The sequence below is a fragment of the Bradyrhizobium sp. S3.7.6 genome (assembly GCF_054061875.1).
Window position 1 is genome coordinate 8,081,405 of record NZ_JBSSEQ010000001.1, and the last position, 21,116, is coordinate 8,102,520.

General features: G+C 65.8%; 18 protein-coding genes. 5 read left to right on the forward strand and 13 right to left on the reverse strand.

All coding sequences use genetic code 11. The features are described from left to right. Positions 1-119: 119 nt before the first annotated feature. Positions 120-803 carry a GntR family transcriptional regulator gene (locus tag ACVJ5M_RS39020; protein WP_063985261.1) on the forward strand — a complete coding sequence of 228 codons (684 nt, stop codon included), beginning with the start codon at positions 120-122 and terminating at the stop codon, positions 801-803. A 10-nt stretch (positions 804-813) separates the two neighbouring features. On the opposite strand, the gene ybaK is transcribed toward ACVJ5M_RS39020, so the two are convergent. The 8 genes from ybaK to mobB form a co-directional block, all read right to left on the reverse strand. After that, a complete protein-coding gene (gene ybaK, locus ACVJ5M_RS39025) occupies positions 814-1,287 on the reverse strand; it encodes a Cys-tRNA(Pro) deacylase (RefSeq protein WP_063985262.1) in 474 nt (157 codons plus the stop codon). Positions 1,288-1,533: 246 nt separating this feature from the next. Further along, positions 1,534-4,302 (reverse strand): formate dehydrogenase subunit alpha, encoded by a 2,769-nt coding sequence (fdhF, locus tag ACVJ5M_RS39030; protein ID WP_063985263.1) that lies wholly within the window; start codon positions 4,300-4,302, stop codon positions 1,534-1,536. Then, the gene (locus tag ACVJ5M_RS39035; RefSeq protein ID WP_063985264.1) at positions 4,299-6,002 is read right to left on the reverse strand and encodes an NADH-ubiquinone oxidoreductase-F iron-sulfur binding region domain-containing protein; all 1,704 of its coding nucleotides are present in this window, start codon (positions 6,000-6,002) and stop codon (positions 4,299-4,301) included. The genes fdhF and ACVJ5M_RS39035 overlap by 4 nt, the downstream gene beginning before the upstream one ends. 152 nt (positions 6,003-6,154) lie before the next feature. Beyond that, on the reverse strand, positions 6,155-6,427 hold the full coding sequence (locus tag ACVJ5M_RS39040; protein WP_063985265.1) for a hypothetical protein: 273 nt from the start codon (positions 6,425-6,427) through the stop codon (positions 6,155-6,157). A gap of 110 nt (positions 6,428-6,537) precedes the next feature. Beyond that, positions 6,538-8,193: an OFA family MFS transporter gene (locus ACVJ5M_RS39045; protein WP_063985266.1), complete on the reverse strand. Its 1,656-nt coding sequence runs from the start codon at positions 8,191-8,193 to the stop codon at positions 6,538-6,540. 321 nt (positions 8,194-8,514) lie between these two features. Then, entirely contained in the window at positions 8,515-8,778 is a 264-nt protein-coding gene (locus tag ACVJ5M_RS39050) for a sulfurtransferase TusA family protein (protein ID WP_014497569.1), read from the reverse strand. Between the two features lie 43 nt (positions 8,779-8,821). After that, positions 8,822-10,078: a molybdopterin molybdotransferase MoeA gene (locus ACVJ5M_RS39055; protein WP_063985267.1), complete on the reverse strand. Its 1,257-nt coding sequence runs from the start codon at positions 10,076-10,078 to the stop codon at positions 8,822-8,824. Between the two features lie 9 nt (positions 10,079-10,087). After that, complete coding sequence (gene mobB, locus ACVJ5M_RS39060) at positions 10,088-10,615, reverse strand: molybdopterin-guanine dinucleotide biosynthesis protein B (RefSeq protein WP_063985268.1); 528 nt, start codon at positions 10,613-10,615, stop codon at positions 10,088-10,090. 107 nt (positions 10,616-10,722) lie between these two features. Here mobB and fdhD point away from each other — a divergent pair, with 107 nt between their 5' ends. Both fdhD and mobA read left to right on the forward strand, forming a co-directional pair. Beyond that, a complete protein-coding gene (gene fdhD / locus ACVJ5M_RS39065) occupies positions 10,723-11,613 on the forward strand; it encodes a formate dehydrogenase accessory sulfurtransferase FdhD (protein WP_063985269.1) in 891 nt (296 codons plus the stop codon). After that, positions 11,600-12,235: a molybdenum cofactor guanylyltransferase MobA gene (gene mobA, locus ACVJ5M_RS39070; RefSeq protein WP_063986649.1), complete on the forward strand. Its 636-nt coding sequence runs from the start codon at positions 11,600-11,602 to the stop codon at positions 12,233-12,235. Before fdhD ends, mobA begins: the two co-directional genes overlap by 14 nt. 33 nt (positions 12,236-12,268) lie before the next feature. On the opposite strand, the gene ACVJ5M_RS39075 is transcribed toward mobA, so the two are convergent. From ACVJ5M_RS39075 to ACVJ5M_RS39090, 4 genes are read right to left on the reverse strand one after another with little or no spacing between them, the layout of a single operon-like run. Then, positions 12,269-13,399: an FAD-dependent monooxygenase gene (locus ACVJ5M_RS39075; protein WP_354099745.1), complete on the reverse strand. Its 1,131-nt coding sequence runs from the start codon at positions 13,397-13,399 to the stop codon at positions 12,269-12,271. 46 nt (positions 13,400-13,445) lie between these two features. Beyond that, a complete protein-coding gene (locus ACVJ5M_RS39080) occupies positions 13,446-15,395 on the reverse strand; it encodes a molybdopterin biosynthesis protein (protein WP_063985270.1) in 1,950 nt (649 codons plus the stop codon). A gap of 12 nt (positions 15,396-15,407) precedes the next feature. Then, a complete protein-coding gene (locus ACVJ5M_RS39085) occupies positions 15,408-16,526 on the reverse strand; it encodes a molybdopterin-binding protein (protein WP_063985271.1) in 1,119 nt (372 codons plus the stop codon). A 54-nt stretch (positions 16,527-16,580) separates the two neighbouring features. Continuing rightward, positions 16,581-17,414 (reverse strand): substrate-binding domain-containing protein, encoded by an 834-nt coding sequence (locus ACVJ5M_RS39090; RefSeq protein ID WP_063985272.1) that lies wholly within the window; start codon positions 17,412-17,414, stop codon positions 16,581-16,583. Positions 17,415-17,737: 323 nt separating this feature from the next. Between ACVJ5M_RS39090 and ACVJ5M_RS39095 the strand changes: the two genes are divergently transcribed. Together ACVJ5M_RS39095 and ACVJ5M_RS39100 are read left to right on the forward strand one after the other, a co-directional pair. Beyond that, complete coding sequence (locus ACVJ5M_RS39095) at positions 17,738-18,631, forward strand: helix-turn-helix transcriptional regulator (protein WP_063985273.1); 894 nt, start codon at positions 17,738-17,740, stop codon at positions 18,629-18,631. A 98-nt stretch (positions 18,632-18,729) separates the two neighbouring features. Next, entirely contained in the window at positions 18,730-19,959 is a 1,230-nt protein-coding gene (locus tag ACVJ5M_RS39100; protein WP_063985274.1) for an ABC transporter substrate-binding protein, read from the forward strand. Positions 19,960-20,084: 125 nt separating this feature from the next. On the opposite strand, the gene ACVJ5M_RS39105 is transcribed toward ACVJ5M_RS39100, so the two are convergent. Beyond that, complete coding sequence (locus tag ACVJ5M_RS39105) at positions 20,085-21,062, reverse strand: TAXI family TRAP transporter solute-binding subunit (RefSeq protein WP_063985275.1); 978 nt, start codon at positions 21,060-21,062, stop codon at positions 20,085-20,087. Positions 21,063-21,116 lie beyond the last annotated feature (54 nt).

A 21,116-nucleotide genomic window follows, 5' to 3' on the forward strand; every position in this document is an offset into this window, starting at 1 on the left:
ATTCTGCCGCCGAGGACCCCGATCGACCCAGGGCAGCCATTGCGTACGTTTGTATACAAAGATATACATCGGTACTGCAAGTGCCATCTCTGCATGGGCAGGATGCGCCGTGAGGAAACATGGCCAAGCGCGCGGCAAAGTCAGGCGGATCGATCGCACGCGGCGGCGGCGTGGCACTGGGCGAAGCCGTGTTCCGCTCGCTGTGCGAGGCGCTTCAGGCCGGCAGTTACCGCGCCGGCGACCGGCTGCGCGAGGAAGAGGTCGCGCAGCGGCTCAAGGTCAGCCGCACGCCGGTCCGGGAGGCGCTTGGCCGTCTCGCGGCCCGCGGCTTCGTCGAGCCCGCCGGCGGCCGCGGGCTGATCGTGCGCGACCTCGACATTTCCGAGGTGCTCGAGCTCTACGCCATGCGCGAGATCATGGAAGGTGCTGCAGCGCGCCTGGCCGCCGAGCACGCCTCAGCGCCCGAAGTCCACGCGCTCAGGGATATCGAGCAAGCCTTTATCGAGGCGTCGGCGCCAGACGCTGCCGAGATGGCGCGGCTCAACCGCGCCTTCCACGAAGCCATCTGCCGCGCCGCGCGCAACCGCTATCTCGACAACGCCTCGCGCGAATTGCAGGACTGGATTGCGCTGCTGGGCCCGACCACCTTCACGGTGACAGGCCGACCCTCGACCAGCCACGGCGAGCATCAGGCCCTCATCGACGCCATCGCCGCGCGCGACGGCGACAAGGCCGAACAGCTTGCGCGGGCGCATATCCGCGAGGCATTGCGCTGCCGGCTCAAGTTGCTGCAGAAGCAGTAACGCGCGGCGCTCACGCGACCACATCCGCGACGACCGCTTTCAGGACATCCCGCACGTCGCCCGGCTTCAGCCGAACCTGCAAGCCGCGCTGGCCGCCGTTGAGATAGACCTGATCATGCGCGAGCGCGCTCTGCTCGATCACGGTGCGCACCGGCTTGCGCTGCCCGAACGGGCTGATGCCACCGACCTTGTAGCCGGTGACGCGCTCGGCCTCCGGCGGCTTCATCATCTGCGCCGACTTGCCGCTCGCGGCAGCGGCGAGCTTTTTCATGGAGACTTCCTGGTCGGACGGGACGACGACGCAGATCGGCTTGCCGTCCACCAGCGCCATCAGCGTCTTCAGCACGCGCGACGGATTTTCACCGAGGGCCGACGCCGCCTGGAGCCCGATGCTCTCGGCGTCAGGATCGTAGTCGTAGGTGTGGACAGTGAAGGCAACGCCGGCGGCTGCAAGCGCGCGCGTGGCTGGGGTGACTTTGGACATGCACGATGTTTACCACCGTCATTGCGAGGAGCGAAGCCATGGCAAGGAGGATGTCTATACGCGCCACACCTTCAGTGTCGTCCCGGCGAACGCCGGGACCCATAACCACAGGAAGGAGTTTGGCGAAGCCTAGTCGTTAGGGGCTGCGACCGTCCGCAATCGCGAGATCACGCGGTATGGGTCCCGGCGTTCGCCGGGACGACAGTGGGCGTTGACGGTGCTACGCCGCCCAACGACGGCGGAGTATTACTCCGCCGCGTCCCGCATCTCCGCACGCTCGGCCCTGGCCGCGCAGAACTTGAACTCCGGGATCTTGCCGAAGGGATCAAGCGCCGGGTTGGTCAACAAGTTGGCCGCCGCCTCCGCGTAGCAGAACGGCATGAACACCATGTTCTCGGGCACATCGCGATCGGAGCGGACCTTGACCTCGACCGCACCGCGGCGGGTCTCCAGCCGGATGAAATCGCCGGGCGCGAGCTTCTTCCGGTGCATGTCCTTCGGGGACATGAATGCGACCGCCTCCGGCTCGATCTGGTCAAGCACCTGCGCGCGGCGCGTCATCGAGCCGGTGTGCCAATGCTCGAGCACGCGGCCGGTCGAGAGCACCATCGGATATTCGGCGTCGGGCAGCTCATCCGGCGGGATGACCTTGGCCGGCACGATCTTGCCGCGGCCGCTCGCGGTCGGGAAGCCCGTGGTGAAGATGATCTCGTTGCCGGGCTTGTTCGGATCGTCGGCCGGATAGGTCACGGCACCTTCGCGCACCAGCCGCTCCCAGCTGATGTTCTTGAGCGAGGGCATCAACTCCGCCATCTCGGTGTAGACGTCGCCGGGGCCGGAATAATTCCAGGGCAGGCCCATCCGCTTGCCGATCTCCTGGATGATCCAGAGATCCTGCCGCGCATCGCCCGGCGGCTTGATCACCTGGCGCGCGAGCTGCACGCGGCGATCGGTGTTGGTGAACGAGCCGTCCTTTTCGGCAAAGGCCGAGGCCGGCAGGATGACGTCGGCATGGAACGCGGTCTCGGTGACGAAGAGATCCTGCACGACGAGATGATCGAGCATGGCGAGCGCCTGGCGCGCATGCTGGAGATCGGGATCGGACATCGCGGGATTCTCGCCCTCGATATACATGCCCGTGATCTCGCCGGCATGGATCGCGTTCATGATCTCGACCACGGTCAGGCCGCGGACGGGATCGAGATCCTGGTGCCACAGTTTTTCGAACGCGCCGCGCAGATCGTCGCGGCTCACCGGCTGATAGTCCGGCAGGAACATCGGGATCAGGCCGGCATCGGAGGCGCCCTGCACGTTGTTCTGGCCGCGCAGCGGATGCAGACCTGTGCCGGGACGGCCGACCTGGCCGGTGATCAGCGCGAGCGCGATCAGGCAGCGCGCATTGTCGGTGCCGTGGACGTGCTGGCTGATGCCCATGCCCCAGAAGATGATCGACGACTTTGCCCGCGCGTAGGTCCGCGCGACCTCGCGCAGCGTCTGCGCCGGGATGCCGCAGATCGCCTCCATCTTCTCCGGCGTGAATTCCTTGATCTTCTCCTTGAGGTCCTCAAATCCTTCGGTGTAGCCGGCGATATACTGGTCGTCGGTCAGACCCTCGGTGATGATCGTGTTGATCATCGCATTCAGCATGGCGACGTCGGAGCCCGGCTTGAATTGCAGATGCTTGGTCGCATGGCGCGACAGCGTCTGCCGGCGCGGATCCATCACGAACAGCTTTGCGTCATTCTGCTTGACCGCGTTCTTGATGAAGGTCGCGGCGACCGGATGGTTCACGGTCGGGTTGGCGCCGATCACGATGATGACTTCGGCATCCATCGCAGCCGAGAACGGCGCCGACACCGCGCCCGAGCTCAGGCCTTCGAACAGCGCCGCCACCGACGAGGCGTGGCAGAGCCGCGTACAGTGATCGACATTGTTCGAGCCGAAGCCGGTGCGCACCAGCTTCTGGAACAGATAGGCCTCTTCGTTCGAGCCCTTGGCCGAGCCGAAGCCGGCCAGCGCCTTCACGCCCTTCTCATCGCGGATCCTGACGAGGCCCTTGGCTGCGATGTCGAGCGCTTCTTCCCAGCTCGCTTCGCGGAAATGCGTGAAGGGATTGGCGGGGTCGACCTGGTCGTTGGAATCCTTCTTCGCATTCGGCAGCCGAACCAGCGGCTTGGTCAGACGATGCGGATGGTGGATGTAGTCGAAGCCGAAGCGGCCCTTGACGCAGAGACGATTGTGATTGGCGGGGCCGTCGCGGCCTTCCGCGTAGATCACCTTCTCGTCCTTGACCTCGTAGGTCACCTGGCAGCCGACGCCGCAGAACGGGCAGAGCGAATCCACCTTCTTGTCGGCGTAGACGACACGGGTCTGCTTCTCGTCGAGCATGACGGCCGGCATCAGCGCGCCGGTCGGGCAGGCCTGCACGCACTCGCCGCAGGCGACGCAGGTGGACTCGCCCATGGGATCGTCGAAGTCGAACACGATCTTCGAACCATGGCTGCGATACGCCATGCCGATGACGTCGTTGACCTGGACCTCGCGGCAGGCGCGCACGCAGAGGCCGCACTGGATGCAGGCATCGAGATTGACGCGCATCGCCGGATGGCTGTCGTCGGTCGCCCAGCGCTCGGCTGCGGGGAAGCGGCTCTCGGTGACGCCTGTGGTCTCGGCCCAGTGCCAGAACTTCGAATCCGGATCGTGCGAGGTCTCGCGCGCCGGCTGGTCGGCGACGAGCAGCTCCATCACCATCTTTTGCGCCGACACCGCACGCGCGGACTCGGTCTTCACCTTCATGCCGACCGACGGGGTGCGCTTGCAGGACGCGGCGAGCACGCGCTCGCCCTCGATCTCGACCATGCAGGCGCGGCAATTGCCGTCGGGGCGGTAGTCGGGCGCCGGCGAATAGCACAGATGCGGAATCTCGCGGCCTTGGCGTTTTGCAACTTGCCAGATCGTCTCGCCGGGTTTGGCCTCGACCTGCTTGCCGTCGAGCTCGAACGTAATTTTGGTCATTCGGCCGCTTCCTTGAACTCGTCAGGGAAATATTTGATCACGGTAGACAGCGGATTCGATGCCGCCTGTCCGAGCCCGCAGATCGAGGCATCGCGCATCGCCTGGCTCAATTCTTCCAGAAGTGCGCGGTTCCAGACCGGCTTCTGCATCAGCTGCGCCGCCTTCTGGGTTCCGACACGGCACGGCGTGCACTGGCCGCAGCTCTCGTCCTCGAAGAACTTCATCAGGTTCAGCGCCGCCGCGCGCACGCTGTCCTTTTGCGACAGGATCACGATCGCGGCCGAACCGATGAAGCAGCCGTATTTCTCCAGCGTGCCGAAATCGAGCGGGATGTCGTCCATGGACGCCGGCAGGATGCCGCCCGACGCGCCGCCCGGCAGGTACGCATAGAACTGGTGCCCGTCGGCCATGCCGCCGCAATATTCGTCGATCAATTCGCGCACGGTGATGCCGGCGGGTGCCAGCTTCATGCCGGGGTTCTTGACGCGGCCCGAGACCGAGAAGCTGCGCAGGCCGTGACGCTCATGGCGACCGTTGCCCTTCCACCAGTCCGCGCCCTTCTCGACGATGTCGCGCACCCACCACAGCGTCTCGATGTTGTTGATCAACGTCGGCAGGCCGAACAGGCCGACTTGGAACGGATAAGGCGGCTTGTGCCGGGGCAATCCGCGCTTGCCCTCGATGCTTTCGAGCAGCGAGGATTCCTCGCCGCAGATATAGGCGCCGGCGCCACGGCGCATGTGCAGCGTCGGACCGCCTGGCGGAAGCTTTGCGATCTCGCGCTCGAGGATCTCGCGCGATGCCGGATATTCGTCGCGCAGATAAATGTAGACGTCGGAGGCCTGCACGACATGCGCGCCGAGCAGCATACCTTCGATGAAGCGATGCGGATCGCTTTCGAGATAGACGCGGTCCTTGAACGTGCCAGGCTCGCCCTCGTCGCCATTGATCGCCATCAGCCGCGGGCCGGGTTCGCCAAGCACCGCGCGCCATTTCCGGCCCGTGGGGAAGCCGGCGCCGCCGAGGCCGCGCAGCGAGGCGTCGTCGAGCGCCTTCAGCAGATCGTCCTTCGGCAATTCGCCCGAGCGCACGCGATTGAGCAGCTTGTAGCCGCCGCCGGCGACATAGGCGTCGTAGTCAACGTACTCAGGCAGATGCGCGTGGGTGTCGCCGCCCTTCGCCGCCGCCATCACATTGGCCACGGTCGCGTGATCGACGAAGTTGTGACCGACCTCAGCCGCCGGCGCGGTATCGCAGCGGCCGACGCAGGGCGCGCGCACGACGCGGATGCCCGGACCCGATGTGCTCTGCAGGTCGGCGAGCAGCTTCTCGCCGCCCAGCATCGCGCAGGTCAGAGAATCGCAAACGCGGATCGTCAGCGGCGCGATATCAGGCTCGCCTTCCTTCACCACGTCGAAATGCGCGTAGAAGGTCGCGGTCTCGAACACCTCGGCGAAGGCGAGCTTCATCTCGTCGGCGAGCGCGGCGAGATGCGCGGCCGAGATCTGGTGATATTTGTCCTGGATCAGGTGCAGATATTCGATCAAGAGATCGCGCCGCCGCGGCTTGTCGCCGAGCAGCTGCTCGATTTCGTGCGCGGCGGTGGGATCGACCTGCCGCCCCTTGGGCGTGGCCTTGGCTCGCTTCCGTCCCTCGCCCGGATGTTCGAACGGGCGGACCTCGTGCACGTCGTGACTCATCGATGCGTCTCGTATCTCTTCTTTAGAACGAGTCCAACTCTAGCCCCTGGCATACCAGATGCCAAGAGAATTCATGCGTTCCGATAAGCATTTAAGGGGCATGCAGCCGCCCAGCTTCATGCCCCTTCATCGACCCGATTTGCGGCGCGGCCTCACGTCTTGCTCATGCACTCTTCGATGTAGAACCAGCGGTCGTCGCCAGCGAGGCCCTTGGACTTCACGTCGGCGCGGCAGGCCTTGAGCTTCGGCTTGTTGGCCGCCCATTTCGCCTTCATGTCCTTCAGCTTCTGCATGGTGAGCTTGATCTTGCCCGGCTTGGCTTCGGTCGTTGCGGCAGGCGCCGCCGGCGGCGTCGTCTGCGCGGATGCGGCATGAAGGCCGGCGACAAGCAACACGGCCACAAGGCAAATTCGGGTGCGAAGCATTTCAATCCCCCTAAGTCCCACTCTTGATTAAGTCCGACTCTCGATGATGTCTAAAAGGCGAACGCCGCGGGACGCCGATGATCAGCATCCCGCGGCAGTCTCGACGGCGATCAGAAGATCTTGACCGCGCTCTCCAGTGTCTTCCAGACACCCCAAAGCAGGGGCACGCCGACGAAGGCCCAGAACAGCGCCGCCTTGACGTCAAGCCCGCCAAATCCGATGCCGTAGGAGCCGTGCGGCCCCGCGGCAGCGGCGCTGGCGCTCGCCGCTTGCAGCTTGGCGACGTCGGCGTCCTTCATGTGCCACTTCGAATCGACCGGCTTGATCAGGTAGTTGCAGATCAGGCCCGCGATCAGCATCGCGCACAGGATGTACATGGTCGTGTTGTAGAGCTGATCGCGCGGCACGCCCGCCGCGAGCTGGAACTCGCGGATGTAGTTCACCACGACGGGACCGATGATGCCCGCGGTGGACCACGCCGTCAGCAGCCGGCCGTGGATGGCGCCCACGAACTGGGTCCCGAACATGTCGGCAAGATAGGCCGGCACGGTGGCGAACCCGCCGCCATACATCGACAGGATGATGCCGAAGCCGAGCACGAACAGGAGCTTCGAGCCCATCGCTGCAAACGTCGGCGCCAGCGCGTAGAGCACGATGCCGAGGATGAAGAACGTGTAATAGGTGTTCTTGCGCCCGATCTTATCCGACAGCGATGCCCAGAAGAAGCGGCCGCCGATGTTGAACAGCGACAGCAATCCGGCGAAGCCCGCGGCGATCGCGGCGATCTGCGCCTTCTGCCCGGCGTCGAGCGCGTTGAAGCCGACGTCCGGCAGGCCGATCAGCTTGCCGGCGAAGATTTCCTGGAGCATCGGCGAGGCCATGCCGATCACGCCGATGCCGGCCGACACGTTCAGGCACAGCACCCACCAGATCAGCCAGAACTGCGGCGTCTTGTGCGCGTCGTTGAGATGGACGTTGCTCTTCGAGATCATCGCGTTGGCCTTGGACGGCGGGGTCCAGCCCTCGGGCTGCCAGCCGGGCGGCGGCAAGCGATAGCGGAACGCGCCGATCATCATGAACACGAAGTAGATGACGCCCATCGCGACGAAGGTCTCCCAGACGCCGACCGAGGTCGGGGTCTTGAAGTAGTTCATCAACAGGTTCGCCAGCGGCGCGCCGATCATGGCGCCACCGCCGAAGCCCATGATGGCCATGCCGGTCGCCATGCCGCGGCGGTCCGGAAACCACTTCACCAGCGTCGACACCGGCGAGATATAGCCAAGGCCGAGACCGATGCCGCCGATCACGCCCGAACCCAGCCACAACAGCCAGAGCTGATGGGTGTAGACCCCGATCGCACCGAGGAAGAGGCCGCCGCACCAGCACAGCGCCGAGACGAAGCCGGCCTTGCGCGGACCGACGCGCTCCAGCCAGCCGCCCCAAACCGCGGCCGCGATACCGAGCAACACGAAGAACAGCGTGTACATCCACCCCATGCTGGCGACCTTCCAGTCGCAGCTGGTCGTGAACAGCTCCTGAAACAGCGACATGTCTGCGCACGCCTTCGGCGCGGTCACCCCGATCGCGCGCGACAGCGGCAGCCAGAACACCGAGAAGCCGTAGGCCATGCCGATGCAGAGATGGATGCAGAGCGCAGCCGGCGGCACCAGCCAGCGATTGAAGCCGGCGGTCGCGATGGTTCGCTCGCGATCCAGAAAACCTGCGCCGGCACCCGAAAGTGTTCCAGCGCTCTCGATTGTTGCCATGTAGTCCTCCCCTGCAGTTGCCCTTCTGAGCAAGCCTGCCGCTGCAATCCTGGTCCTCAGCCCTCGCGACGCAGCCAACGGTCCCTGCTGCTCCGCACAATCATTCGACGCGCGCCAGGATCGTCACGCGCGTCCGAGTCGTTAACCCCTCGAGCGGGGCTCTATGCCGATACACCGTGCAGGCTTCGTGAGCTTGGCCCGTTCATCCGCGTATCGCAGACAAGACTCAACCTCCGCGCCTGCACGGAGGTTGTCAATTGGGGCAGAAGCCACGATTGATGTCGATAGACAAAAGGTAGGTATCAGCAGAGTGACCGTGCACTACGAACGCAGCGCACCATTGGTTTTCTCTATCGATCCATTGATCTTTTCTATCAAGAACACGATGCGCGCCTCGTTGCGCTCGGTGATCTCCACCGTGTCGCCCGTCTCGCGGATCAGGTTCGGAATGTCAATCACCGACAAGGGGTCGGTGCAGTGCACTTCGAGCTGATCACCCGGCTGTAACGGTTTGAGCGCCTTGCGCGTCTTCAGGGCAGGTAGCGGGCATTTCAACCCGGTGAGATCGAGCGTGGTTCTGGTCATGGGCGCAACATGGCGGGGTGAGGCGATGGCGTCAACGCGAGGCTCAGAGCAAATCCGCATAGGACAAGAAACCCACGCTCTGGCCCGGCTCGACACGCGTGATGTCGTCGCCGAGTTCGATGAGGCCATCGGTCTCGACCAGCGACGACAACAGGCCTGCGCCTTCGCGCGGAAACTTGACCGCTTCCAACGCACCGTCCTCTCCGCGTCGCAACGAGCTGCGAACATATTCGCGGCGGCCGATCTTCTTCTTGTAGGTGAACGCGGCACGCACCGGGATCGGCAACAGCGGCTCCGGCAGACTGCCCGCAAGCGCCAGCACCGTCGGCCGCACCACATGGACGAAGGTGACAAAACTGGCGACGGGATTGCCGGGCAAGCCGATCAGCGGCGTGCCGCCGATGATGCCCATCGCAACGGGACGGCCGGGCTTGATCGCCATCCGCCACAGCACCAGCGAGCCGATGCTCTCGACAGCCGCCTTGACGTGGTCCTCCTCGCCGGTCGAGACGCCGCCGGTAGTGAGGATCAGATCGTGGCTGCCTGCAACCTGCTTCAATCCATCCGCGAGCGCATTGCGCTCGTCGCGCAAGATGCCGAGGTCGGAGACCTCGCAGCCGAGCCGGCGCAGCATCGCCATCAGCATGAAGCGGTTGGAATCGAACAGCTGTGAGGCCGCGCGCGGCTCGCCGGGCGAAGCCAGCTCGTCGCCGGTCGAGAACACGGCGACGCGGATGCGCCTGACGACGTCGAGCCGGGTCAGGCCGAATGCTGCAGCAAGCGCGACATGCTGCGGCCGCAGCCGCTGGCCGGCCCGCAGCGCGACGTGTCCTTGCGGAATGTCCTCGCCCGCAGGGCGGACATTCGCGCCGGGCTTCAGCCCCGGCGGCAGCACGATTCTGCCGGCCTCATCGAGGCGAACGTCTTCCTGCATGAAGACGGTCTCCGCGTCGGGCGGCATCGGCGCGCCCGTGAAGATGCGCGCAGTGTGGCCGGCCTTGATCGGCGCCTGCGCAAGGCCGCCGGCCTGGATGCGGCCGTCGAGCGGGAATGCCCGTTCCGCGCTTTCCGGAAGGTCGGCGTTGCGCACGGCGTAACCGTCGACGGCGGAGTTCGTGAAGGGCGGCAGCGGCAGGGGCGCCGCGATATCGTGCGCGAGCACGCGTCCGTCCGCGTCAATGAGTGCCACGGTCTCGATATCGGCGATCGCATTGACGCGCGTGGTGATCAGACCAACGGCCTCGTCGACCGACATCATCGGTCCGCCGAAGGCAAAGCAATCGTCCGACAGTTGCGCCATGGTGCCTCGTCAGCGTATCGCGGCGCTTTTTGCCACCGCTTCCTCGACCGGCATCGCCGCACGCAGCAGCAACGCCGCGGCAGCCTCGATATCATCGAGATGGACGGTCGGCAGGCGGGTTTCAATGGCGATGTCGGTCGCGATCCCGACAATCCCGGGATCATCGGGAAACAGCAGCGGCTTGCCGTTGGCGGCGCGATGCACCTCGATCTTGCGGTGCGGCTCGCGCTTGAAGCCCTCGACCACGACGAGATCGACGCTTGACAGCTTGCCCAGGAGCTCCGGCAGCCGCGGTTCCTCGGCGCCACGCAATTCATGCATCAGGGCCCAGCGGTTCGATGACGCAACCAGCACCTCGGCCGCGCCGGCCTCGCGGTGGCGCCAGGAATCCTTGCCGGGCACGTCGACGTCGAACTGGTGATGGGCATGCTTGATGACGGAGACGCGCAGGCCTTGCGCGTTGAAATGCGGGATCAGCCGCGTCAACAGCGTGGTCTTGCCCGCACCGCTCCAGCCCGCAAGGCCGATGACTTTCATCGCAACTCGATCTCCGCCAGCCGTGTCATGCGGCCGGAACCGCCTTCTCCATCGTCGTGAGCATGCTTATATCGGCTTGACCCGAATGTCATGCTAACGTCGCGGCCATGATGAAGATCGACAAAGCCCCGGTGCCCCTGATCGTTCCGAACCCTGACGACCCGCGCCTGACAGAGCGCGTGACCGGCACCGACCAGACCGGCGCCAAGGTCGAGATCAAGGTGCCGATGGAACGGCCGCTGACGCTCTACCTGAATTCGCAGGAGATCGTCACCATGATGACGATCGGCGACTACCCGGAATATCTGGCGCTGGGTTATCTGCTCAACCAGAACATGCTGAAATATAATGACGAGGTCACCGAGGTCGAATACGACGACGACCTCCAGGTCGTGGTGGTGCGCACCTCACATCACACCAATTTCGAAGCCAAGCTGAAGAAGCGAACCCAGACCTCGGGCTGCGCGCAGGGCACCGCGTTCGGCGACCTGTTAGAGGCGGTCGAGAGCGTCGCGTTGCCGAAGGCAGAGCTGCGCACCTCCTGGCTCTACCAGATGACGCAGACCATCAACACCATGCCCTCGCTCTATCTGGAGGCCGGCGCGATCCACGGCTGCGTGCTGTGCAGAGAGGGCGAACCGCTCTGCTACACCGAGGACGTCGGCCGTCACAACGCGGTCGACAAGATCGCGGGCTGGATGTACCGCCACGGCGTCGATGCCTCCGACAAGATCCTCTACACCACGGGACGCCTGACCTCGGAAATGGTGATCAAGACCGTGCGCATGGGCATTCCGATCCTGGTATCGCGGTCCGGCTTCACCGCCTGGGGCGTTGATCTCGCTCGCCAGGTCGGACTGACGCTGGTCGGCCGCACGCGCGGAAAGCGCTTCATCGTGCTCGCGGGCGAAGAGCGGATCGTCTACGACCAGAACCTTGCTTACGTCGAGGAGGAATCGGCGAAGCACAAGCGCAAGGGTGAAGGTGGTGACGACTGACATTCCAGCCACGCAGGGCGTGCTGCTCGCAGGCGGCCTCGCGCGGCGCATGGGAGGCGGCGACAAGCCGATGCGGACCATCGGCGGCCGCACCATCCTTGAGCGCGTGATCGCGCGATTGACGCCGCAATGCAGCGGATTGATCCTCAACGCGAATGGCGATCCCGCACGCTTCGCGGCGTTCGGTCTGCCCGTTGTCGCCGATGACGTACCCGGCTTCCCCGGGCCCCTCGCCGGCATCCTTGCCGCGCTCGACTGGACGGCGGCGAACCGGCCTGACATCGAATGGGTACTGAGCGCCGCAGGCGACTGCCCGTTCCTGCCGCGCGATCTCGTGGCGCAGTTGCACGAGGCGCGGGAGCGCGAGAACGCCCAGCTCGCGGTCGCCGCATCAGGCGACCAGTCGCATCCGGTGATCGGTCTGTGGCGCGTCGCCTTGCGCGACGAGCTGCGTCACGCGCTGGTCGTCGAGGACCTCCGCAAGATCGACCGCTGGACCGCGCGCTATCCGCTCGCGACGGTGACGTGGCCGACCGCGCCGCTCGATCCATTCTTCAACGCCAACACGGTCGAGGACATCGCCGAAGCCGAGCGGCTGGCCGCGCTGGATGCCGCCTCCTGACAAGAAACGTCGGCGCAAGCGCGAGCAGGCAGTTCAAGCCGCCAGCGGCACTGACCAGGCGTCGTAACCGTAGACCCAGCTCGTATCGGTCCTCTCCTTGAGCCAGATGTTGGCGCGCGAGGTCTCCTGCACCTGCGTCGTGCGCACCTTGCGGGTTGCCTCGAAGCGGCGGAACGCATTGGCGACGCCGTCGCGGCCGACACCGTCGAGGCAGCGCGACAGCACGGCGGCGTCTTCGATCGCCATGGCCGCACCCTGCGCCATGTAGGGCGTCATCGGATGGCAGGCATCGCCGAGCAGCGTCACCTTGCCGTCGGCCCAGTGCTCCAGCGCGTCGCGGTCCATGATCGCCCATTTGTGCACGTCAGGACATGCCGCGAGCACCCGAGTGACCTGCGGATGAAAGCCTTCGAATGATGCGCGCAGGTCGCGCACGTCGCCCTTCGCCGACCAGGACTCGATGCGAAAGTCCGGCTCGGGCTGGCTGGTGACGAGATAGACCTCGCTGCGATCAGGCTTGACGTAATAGATCACGATGTGGCGGTCCTCGCCCCACCATTTGGTGCAGTCGTCGATCCCTGCGCCGCCGAGCAGCGCGGCAGGATAGGTGGTGCGATAGGCGATGCGGCCGGTGAATTTGGCCGGCGAGGTGTCGAACAGGAGATCGCGGACCGTCGAATGGACGCCGTCCGCGCCGACCACGGCATCGGCGATGGCACGCGTGCCATCGGCAAAGCTCAGCCGGACACCATCGCCGGTCTCGTCGAGGCCAACGAGCTTGTGATTGAGCCGCACAAATTCGTTCGACACCACGCTCGCCAGCGCCGCATGGAGATCGCCGCGATGGACCAGCAGATAGGGCGCGCCGAACTTCTCTTCCGCGCTCTCGCCAAAAATCATGTCGAACTTGATGTCGCCGCTCTTCCAGTCGCGGTTGTTCCAGGAGCGTGGATAGAACGAGTGCTCGCGCATCCGCGCCTCCAGCCCCAGTTCGCGCAACACCTTCATCGCGTTGCAGCCGATCTGGATGCCGGCGCCGATGCGGGCGAACTGGGAGGCCTGCTCGTAGACCATCACATCGATACCGACGCGCCGAAGCGCCGCAGCAGTCGCAAGCCCGCCCATGCCGGCACCGACGATCGCAACCGAAAGCGGCCTCGCCATCGCGTCCCCCACCCTGTCGCGCGGCTTGAACGCCGCGTCGTCGCCTCTACGCAGGCCGGAAGCCCGCCCGCTCCAGCGCAGTACGCGCTTCATCCGAGCCGAGTGCGTCGAGAAAGGCCTGCACCGCCGGCCGCTGCTTGCGCGCCGTCACCAGCGCGAAATCATAATGCTCTTCCGCGAACGGAATGAAACCGAGGCCGACCGCATGGGCGACCGGCGCAATGGTCATGCCCCAGTCGGCACGGTGCTGCGCGACAGCCGCAGCCACGGCATTGTGCGAGCGCGGCTGGTTCCAGTAACCTTCCGGGCGCGCACCGCCGAGCAGCCGGTCGATCAGGATGCGCGTGCCGGCGCCCTGGTTGCGGTTGACCATGATGCAGGCGGGGTCCGCGAGCGCGGCGGCAACGGCTTCCTTCGCACCGAGCCCCTCGAAACGCTTGTCGCCCTTCCGGAACACGATGCCCTGCATCCGCCGCCAGCCGGGGACGAGCTCGAGCCCCTCAACGAGGTAAGGCGTGTTGTAGGTCTCGCTCTTGTCGTCGAACAGATGGATCGGCGCGAGATCGCATTCGCCGCGCTTCGCCGCCGCAAGTCCGCCGAGGCTGCCGACCGCGATCGAGCGCACGGTCAGCCCCGCATGCGCGAGCCGTGCGGTGACGAGATCGAGGCCGGTGCAATGGCTGCCGACGATGACGAGATCGGGCACCCGCACATGCGGCGTGAACAGCGTCACCTCGGCGTCGGTCCCGGCCGGCATCTGGTCGGCGAGCGCGTCGATGCGCAGAAAACCGTCGGCCTGCGCGAACGACGTGATCGCACCGGACCCCTTGCCGGAGGGATAGGCGATCAGGCCGTCCTTGCCGCCGACCAGCGAGACCATGACGAACTCGGTGCGGCCGAGCTCGGAGACGATGCGCACCGGCACGGTCGCGTTCACCTTGGCATCGGAGCGCGGCGGCAGCCCGGCCATCCTGCGCAGCACCGGCACGATCATGTCGTGGAAGGTGAACATCGCCGAGGTCGGGAAGCCCGGCAGGATCACCACCGGCTTGCCGTCGCACACCGCAAGGCACAGCGGCTTGCCGGGTTTAAGTGCGACGCCATGCGCGAGGATGCCGGGCTGGCCGAGCCGGCCGATGATGCGATGGGACACGTCGCCGGCGCCCTTCGAGGTGCCGCCCGAGAGCACCAGCATGTCGGCGTCCGCCAGCGCGCGGCGCATGGCGGCTTCGAGTTTTGCCTCATCGTCGGGAATGGCGCCGAGGAACACGGCCTCGCCGCCGTTCTCGTCGATCGCGGCGGCGACGATGGCGCCGTTGGTGTCGTAGATCGCAGCCGGCGCGAGCGCCTCGCCGGGCTGAACCAATTCGTCACCGGTGGAGATCACGGCAACACGCGGCTTGCGCGCGACGGTCACCTCGGCGATGCCGCAGGCCGCCAGCATGCCGATCTCGCGCGAGCCGATGATCGTGCCGGCGCGCAGCAGCGCCTCGCCGCGCGCGATGTCGGAGCCTGCGTAGGACACGAACTGTCCCGGCGAAACGGCTCGCCGGACGTCGATCGCATCGGATCCGGCGGGCTGGGTATGCTCGACCATGACGACGGCGTCGGCGCCGCGCGGTAGCGGCCCGCCGGTTGCGATCGGCGTTGCGGTTCCCGTCGCCACCTGCAGCTTCGGCGCGGTGCCGCAGTGAATGGTCTCGCCGTTCAGCGCAAGGCGAACGGGCGCGCCTTCGCCGGCCGCGGCGAGATCGGCCGAGCGCACGGCAAAGCCGTCAACGTTGGAACGGTCGAACGGCGGAACGTCGAGGGGCGCCGTGATGTCTTCGGCCAGCGCCGCGCCGAGCGCATCGGCAAGCTTGCGCGTCTCGCTCGGGACCGCGCGCGGGAACAACGCAGCTTCAAAGCGCGCCAGCGCGTCCTCGCGCGAGAGGATCTTGAGGAACTGCTCCTGTTCGAGCGTGCTACGGTCTTGGGATTGCGGGATCATCGTCATGCCAAACTCATATCACTCCCGCATCAGATAGGCATCGACCGGCGTTCCTGCCGCAAATCCCTCGTGGCTGGCGGGAACGAGCAGCCATGCATCGGCCCGGGCAATGGCCTGAAGCGGCCATTCCCCCACCGCAAGCGGGAGCCACGCATGATGTTCCTCGGCCAGCAGGGCGATTTCGGCGATGCCGACACTGGATGCGATTTTTCGCGCAAGCGGCAAGGTCATGCGTCGGCGTAACTGCCGCGCCGACAGCCGATCGACGAGCGGCAGCGCGAGCGCGAGCCAGGCGGCAAGCGCATGATCGGGCGAGCCGGGCAAGGCGACGATTGGAACCGGTCCGAGCCGCCCGACCGCGGCGGTGCGTCCGGGCTGGAGCGCGAGGCCATGGGCGAGCACGTCACCATGCCGGGCCAGCGCGCTGACCGCGGCATCCCGGCGGCCGGCGCCGCTGCCGCCGATCGTCACGACGAGATCGCAAGTGAGATCGCAAGTGAGATCGCCGAGCGCTTCCGCGATCGATGCCGCATCTCGCGCGGCAGCTTCGCGCGCTTGCACCTGCAGCCCTGCCGCGCGCGCGATCTCGGCAATCATGTGCGCCGTCAAAGCCGCACCCGGGACGTTGACGATGCCCAGCCGCGGCTGCCGTACGCTTAGCTTTTCAACACCGGCGGTGCGCGCGAGCAGCAGTGTGGCAGGATGGATCAAATGCCCTTCCGCCACGGCGGGCGCCCGCCCGGCGATGTCGCTTCCGGCGCGCCTGACGCCCTGTCCGGGCACGCCCTCCGCCAGCACCTGGGCGAGTGGACCCGACACCTCGACTGCGTCGGCATCGAGCACACAATCACATCCCGGCGGCATCGCGTCGCCGGCATCGACCCAAACGGGCGCCGTCGTCAGAGGCAGCGGCGAATAGGCGGACGCACCGACAATATCGTTGGCGCAGAGCGCCCAGCCGTCCGCAGCGGCGATGTCGCACGACGGACAGGCCGCAAGCGGCGGCGTCCCTGCCGCGATGCAGCCGGCGGCCTCCGTCAGGGGCAACTCGATCGTCGCGATCGGATCAACGCCTCGCAGCAACGCGGCGAGCGCAGTGTCGAGCGGCGTCAGTGCTGGCGGCAGGCGCTGGGTCATGCGCCATGATGGACCATGCATCGTCCGGTTTGGCAACCGCTGGCAACGCGAAGCTCAGCCGCCGGACTTGGCCGCATTGGGGAAGAACAGCTGCTGTCCGTCGACCTTGTAGCCGGCGATCGCCGCCTGCCCCTCCGGCGAAATCAGCCAGTCGATGAAGGTCTGCCCCAGCTCCTTCTTCACGTCCGGAAACTTTTCCGGATTCACCAGCATCGCGCCGTACTGATTAAGCAGCCGCTTGTCGCCTTCGACGACGATGTCGAGATCGCCGCGATCCTTGAAGGCGATCCAGCTGCCGCGGTCGGACAGCACATAGGCGTTCGCCGTGCGCGCCGCGTCGAGGGCTGCGTCCATCCCTTGCTTGACTTCGCGATACCATGCGCCCTTGGCGGCGGCGATATCGATGCCGGCGACGATCCAGAGCGCGAGCTCCGCGCCATGGGTGCCCGACCGGTCACCGCGCGTCACGAACGGCGCGCCCTTGGCCTCGATCGCCTTCAGCGCGGTGGCGATGTCCTTGCCTTTCACGGCGGCGGGATCGCTCTTCGGTCCGATCAGCACATAGTCGTTGTACATCACGTCAAAGCGCTTCACGCCAAAACCGTCAGCGACGAACTTCTCTTCCTGCGGCCGTGCGTGCATCAGCACGACGTCGACTTCGCCCCTGCGCGCGCCGTCGAGCACTTCATCTGCACGCCGCGCGATCACCGTCACCTCGATGCCGGTCTTCTCGCGGAAGATCGGCAGCAGATGATCGAGCAGGCCGGACTCCTGTGTCGCCGTGGTCGAGGCCAGCACGATCGCGCGGTCCTCCGCAAATGACGCCGCCACGCCCGCGGCGAGGCCGCAGAGAAGCGCGAGTGCAACGGACAGGCGGCGGACGACCATGATCGGGTTCCCATTGGCTATGACGCAATCATGATGATCGATTGCGCCACACTCGTGACGCGTTTGCGCGTTGCGCTCCCCACTCGGGATATTTCGGCAATGCGGCCCGCGCGGTGCGCCCATTGCAATTGCGAGCGCGATGGCCGCAAGGCCCGCGCCACGCGGGTGCTTCAGGATCGTTCACCAAAGCAGAGATCGCGCGTGAGGATGTGTTGCAAAGCAGCGAGATGATCGGGCATGGTCCTGGCGGACGTAAATTGAAATGCAGAATTCCACCTGCGTCGAACGCCAAAAAGAAGCAAGAATTTGCATAGGAATGCAGGATGGAATTCCTGACGACCAGCGAAGCCGCCGACTACCTTCGGCTCGGCGAACGCAAGCTCTACGAACTCGTCACCACCGGCGCGATTCCCTGCACCAAGGTGACCGGGAAGTGGCTCTTCCCGCGGCACGAGCTCGACCTCTGGGTCCTGTCGGGACTGGCGCGTCCGGCCGGCATGCTGACTGCGGAGCCGCCGCCGGTCGTGGGCGGCAGCCAGGACGAGCTTTTGGACTGGAGCCTGCGTGAATCCGGCTCGGGCCTGGGATCGATGAGCGAGGGCAGCGCGCGCGGGCTCGAGCGCTTGCAACGCGACGAGGTGATGGCGGCGGCGGTGCACTTCCACAGCCTGGAGGCCGACGGCAATCTTGCTTCCGACGCCAGTGCGACGACGCTGCGTGACGCGCCTGACCTGCATGATGCGGTGCTGGTCGCATTCGTGCGCCGCGAGCAGGGTCTCGTGCTGCCGCCGGGCAATCCGAAACGGCTGCGCGGCCTCTCCGACGTGCTTGCGCTCGGTGTCAGGATGGCGATGCGACAACAGGGCACAGGCGCGCAGATGCTGCTCGACGTGCTGTTGAAGCGCGCCGGCGCCTCGACCCGCGATCTGCGCCGGATCGAGACGCCGGCCCTCACCGGGCCGGATCTCGCCGAGATCGTCCGCGCCGGACAGGCCGATTGCGGAATCGCGACGCGTGCGGCGGCGCGCTCGGCCGGGCTCGATTTCGTGCCGCTGGTCTGGGAGAATTTTGATCTCGCAATGCGGCAGCGCAGCTATTTCCGCCCGCCGATGCAGGCCCTGATCCGGTTCCTCAGCGAAAGGCGGCTGCGACAGCGCGCCGAGGAACTGACCGGCTACGATCCCTCGCCGGCGGGACAGATCCGCTTCGCGGCCTGACGTTGACGCCCGACCCCAAATAGTTGCAAAAGAAACCAATTCAGCCGGGCCATACCCGGGCAACACCGGCCAACGAGCCGGATCAGGGGAGGACAAGCGTGAATCCAACGAGATTTGGACTGCCGGTTGCGGCCGGCTTTGCAGCGACGTTCTTGGCGGCGGCGCTGCTGCCGGGTACGGCGTCGGCGCAGGTTTCCGACGACATCGTCAAGATCGGCGTGCTCACCGACATGAACGGCCCCGCCTCCGCGCCGACCGGCCAGGGATCGGTGACGGCGGCGCAGATGGCGATCGACGATTTCGGCGGCAAGGTGCTCGGCAAGCCGATCAGCATCGTGATCGGCGACCACCAGCTCAAGGCCGATATCGGCGGCGGCATCGCGCGGCGCTGGTATGACGTTGATCAGGTCGACCTGATCGTCGACGTGCCGGTCTCCGCGGTCGGGCTCGCGGTACAGAACATCGCCAACGAGAAGAAGCGGCTGTTCATCACCCACTCGACCGGCACGGCGGATTTCCACGGCAAGTTCTGCTCGCCCTACGCGATCCAGTGGGTGTTCGACACCCGCGCGCTCGCGGTCGGCACCGCGGATGCGGTGGTCAAGCGCGGCGGCGACAGCTGGTTCTTCATCACCGACGACTACGCCTTCGGCCATTCGCTGGAGCGCGACGCCTCCAGCGTCGTCACCGCCAATGGCGGCAAGGTGCTGGGCTCGGTGCGGCCGCCGCTGGCAACCCCCGACCTCTCCTCCTTCGTGCTGCAGGCGCAGGCCTCCAAGGCCAAGATCATCGGCATTGCCGCAGGTCCCCCGAACAACATGAACGAGATCAAGACCGGCTCGGAGTTCGGCGTGTTCAAGGGCGGCCAGCAGATGGCGGCGCTGCTGGCGCTAATCACCGACATCCACGGCCTCGGCCTGCAGGCCGCCCAAGGGCTGTTGCTGACGACGTCGTTCTATTGGGACATGGACGACAAGACCCGCGAATGGTCGAAGCGCTATTTCGCCAAGATGAACAAGATGCCGTCGATGTGGCAGGCCGGCGTCTATTCGAGCGTGATGCACTATCTCAACGCCATCAAGGAGACCGGCACCGACGATCCGCTCAAGGTCGCGGCGAAGATGCGGGAAAAGCCGATCGAGGATTTCTTCGCCCGCAACGGCAAACTGCGCGAGGACAATCTGATGGTGCACGACCTCTGGTTGGTGCAGGTGAAGACGCCGGAGGAGAGCAAATATCCGTGGGACTATTACAAGATCCTCACGACCATCTCGGGCGAGAAGGCGTTTGGTCCACCGGACCCGGCGTGTCCGCTGGTGAAGAAGTGATGCTGTAGCGAGAGGTCGTCGTCATGGCCGGGCTTGTCCCGGCCATCCACGATCTTTCGTACGGCGCCAAGAACGTGGATGCCCGGGACAAGCCCGGGCACGACGATTGTCGATGCAGTCGTGTCCTATTTCATGACACCAATTTCGCGGAAGTATTTTTTCACGCCTGGATGGATCAGCTCCGGCTTCGGCGCCGCCGCGACCGTGTTCGACGCCGTGGTCTCGCAGGCCTGCGCGAGCTGCTTGCAGAACGCCGCCTCGGCGCCGTGCAGCGTCTTGGCGAGACGATAGGCGACGTCATCGGGCAGGTCTTCGCGCGTGAGGACGAAACTCCACGAGCCGAGCGAGGCGATCGGCTCGGCCTGCTTCGGATAGGAGCCGGCCGGCACGGTGAGCGGCTTCAGGAACGCATGCTTGGCGCGAATGCGCGTGATCTCCTCAGCGGTCGGCGCAATGAAGCGCGCGCCTGACGCACTCGATGCCACCGCGGCAAAGCCGGGCCAGCCGATGCCGGCACCCCACAACGCGGCGACGCGGCCATCCTCGACCATCGCGGGGCCATCGCCGGCGCGGTCGAGATAGATCGCCTTGAAATCCTCGTCCTGCTTCAGGCCGAGGCCATCGAGCACGTAGCGCGCCAGGATCGGCAGGCCCGAGCCTTTGGCGCCGAACGCGACGGGCTGGCCGACGAGATCGCGAATGGTCTTGTACGGACTGTCCGCCTGCACCACGAACATGCCGGGGTTGGAATAGATCGCGGTGAGTATCTTCAACCGCACAGGCACGCGGCCGATGCCGGCAAACGCCTCATAGGCCGGCTCGCCCGCGACCAGTGCGAGATCGAGCTTGCCCGTCTCCAGCAGCGGAATGTTCTCGTTGCTGCCCTTGGTGTTGCGGGGCGCGATGGTGATTTGCGGATCGGCCGCGTTCATCGCTTCCGCAAAGGCGTTGCCATAGAGCGGAAAGCCGCCGCCGGGCGTCGCGGTGCCCAGGCTGAGTGTGGTGGTCGGAATGGCCTTGCCTCCGGTTTGAGCATCGGCGGGGCTTGCGAGTGGATTTGCGAGCAGCGCCGCGCCGAGAAGAATTGTGATTGCGAATCTCATGATGAGTCCCGGCCGCCCCGCGTCAACATCGACTTGCGGCGATGTAGGCAGCGG

Bases quoted from the DNA above. Each gene is read 5' to 3' on its own strand.
- ACVJ5M_RS39020 (WP_063985261.1), top strand. From the start codon at position 120: ATGGCCAAGCGCGCGGCAAAGTCAGGCGGATCGATCGCACGCGGCGGC.
- ybaK (WP_063985262.1), bottom strand. From the start codon at position 1,287: ATGTCCAAAGTCACCCCAGCCACGCGCGCGCTTGCAGCCGCCGGCGTT.
- fdhF (WP_063985263.1), bottom strand. From the start codon at position 4,302: ATGACCAAAATTACGTTCGAGCTCGACGGCAAGCAGGTCGAGGCCAAA.
- ACVJ5M_RS39035 (WP_063985264.1), bottom strand. From the start codon at position 6,002: ATGAGTCACGACGTGCACGAGGTCCGCCCGTTCGAACATCCGGGCGAG.
- ACVJ5M_RS39040 (WP_063985265.1), bottom strand. From the start codon at position 6,427: ATGCTTCGCACCCGAATTTGCCTTGTGGCCGTGTTGCTTGTCGCCGGC.
- ACVJ5M_RS39045 (WP_063985266.1), bottom strand. From the start codon at position 8,193: ATGGCAACAATCGAGAGCGCTGGAACACTTTCGGGTGCCGGCGCAGGT.
- ACVJ5M_RS39050 (WP_014497569.1), bottom strand. From the start codon at position 8,778: ATGACCAGAACCACGCTCGATCTCACCGGGTTGAAATGCCCGCTACCT.
- ACVJ5M_RS39055 (WP_063985267.1), bottom strand. From the start codon at position 10,078: ATGGCGCAACTGTCGGACGATTGCTTTGCCTTCGGCGGACCGATGATG.
- mobB (WP_063985268.1), bottom strand. From the start codon at position 10,615: ATGAAAGTCATCGGCCTTGCGGGCTGGAGCGGTGCGGGCAAGACCACG.
- fdhD (WP_063985269.1), top strand. From the start codon at position 10,723: ATGATGAAGATCGACAAAGCCCCGGTGCCCCTGATCGTTCCGAACCCT.
- ACVJ5M_RS39075 (WP_354099745.1), bottom strand. From the start codon at position 13,399: ATGGCGAGGCCGCTTTCGGTTGCGATCGTCGGTGCCGGCATGGGCGGG.
- ACVJ5M_RS39080 (WP_063985270.1), bottom strand. From the start codon at position 15,395: ATGACGATGATCCCGCAATCCCAAGACCGTAGCACGCTCGAACAGGAG.
- ACVJ5M_RS39085 (WP_063985271.1), bottom strand. From the start codon at position 16,526: ATGACCCAGCGCCTGCCGCCAGCACTGACGCCGCTCGACACTGCGCTC.
- ACVJ5M_RS39090 (WP_063985272.1), bottom strand. From the start codon at position 17,414: ATGGTCGTCCGCCGCCTGTCCGTTGCACTCGCGCTTCTCTGCGGCCTC.
- ACVJ5M_RS39095 (WP_063985273.1), top strand. From the start codon at position 17,738: ATGGAATTCCTGACGACCAGCGAAGCCGCCGACTACCTTCGGCTCGGC.
- ACVJ5M_RS39105 (WP_063985275.1), bottom strand. From the start codon at position 21,062: ATGAGATTCGCAATCACAATTCTTCTCGGCGCGGCGCTGCTCGCAAAT.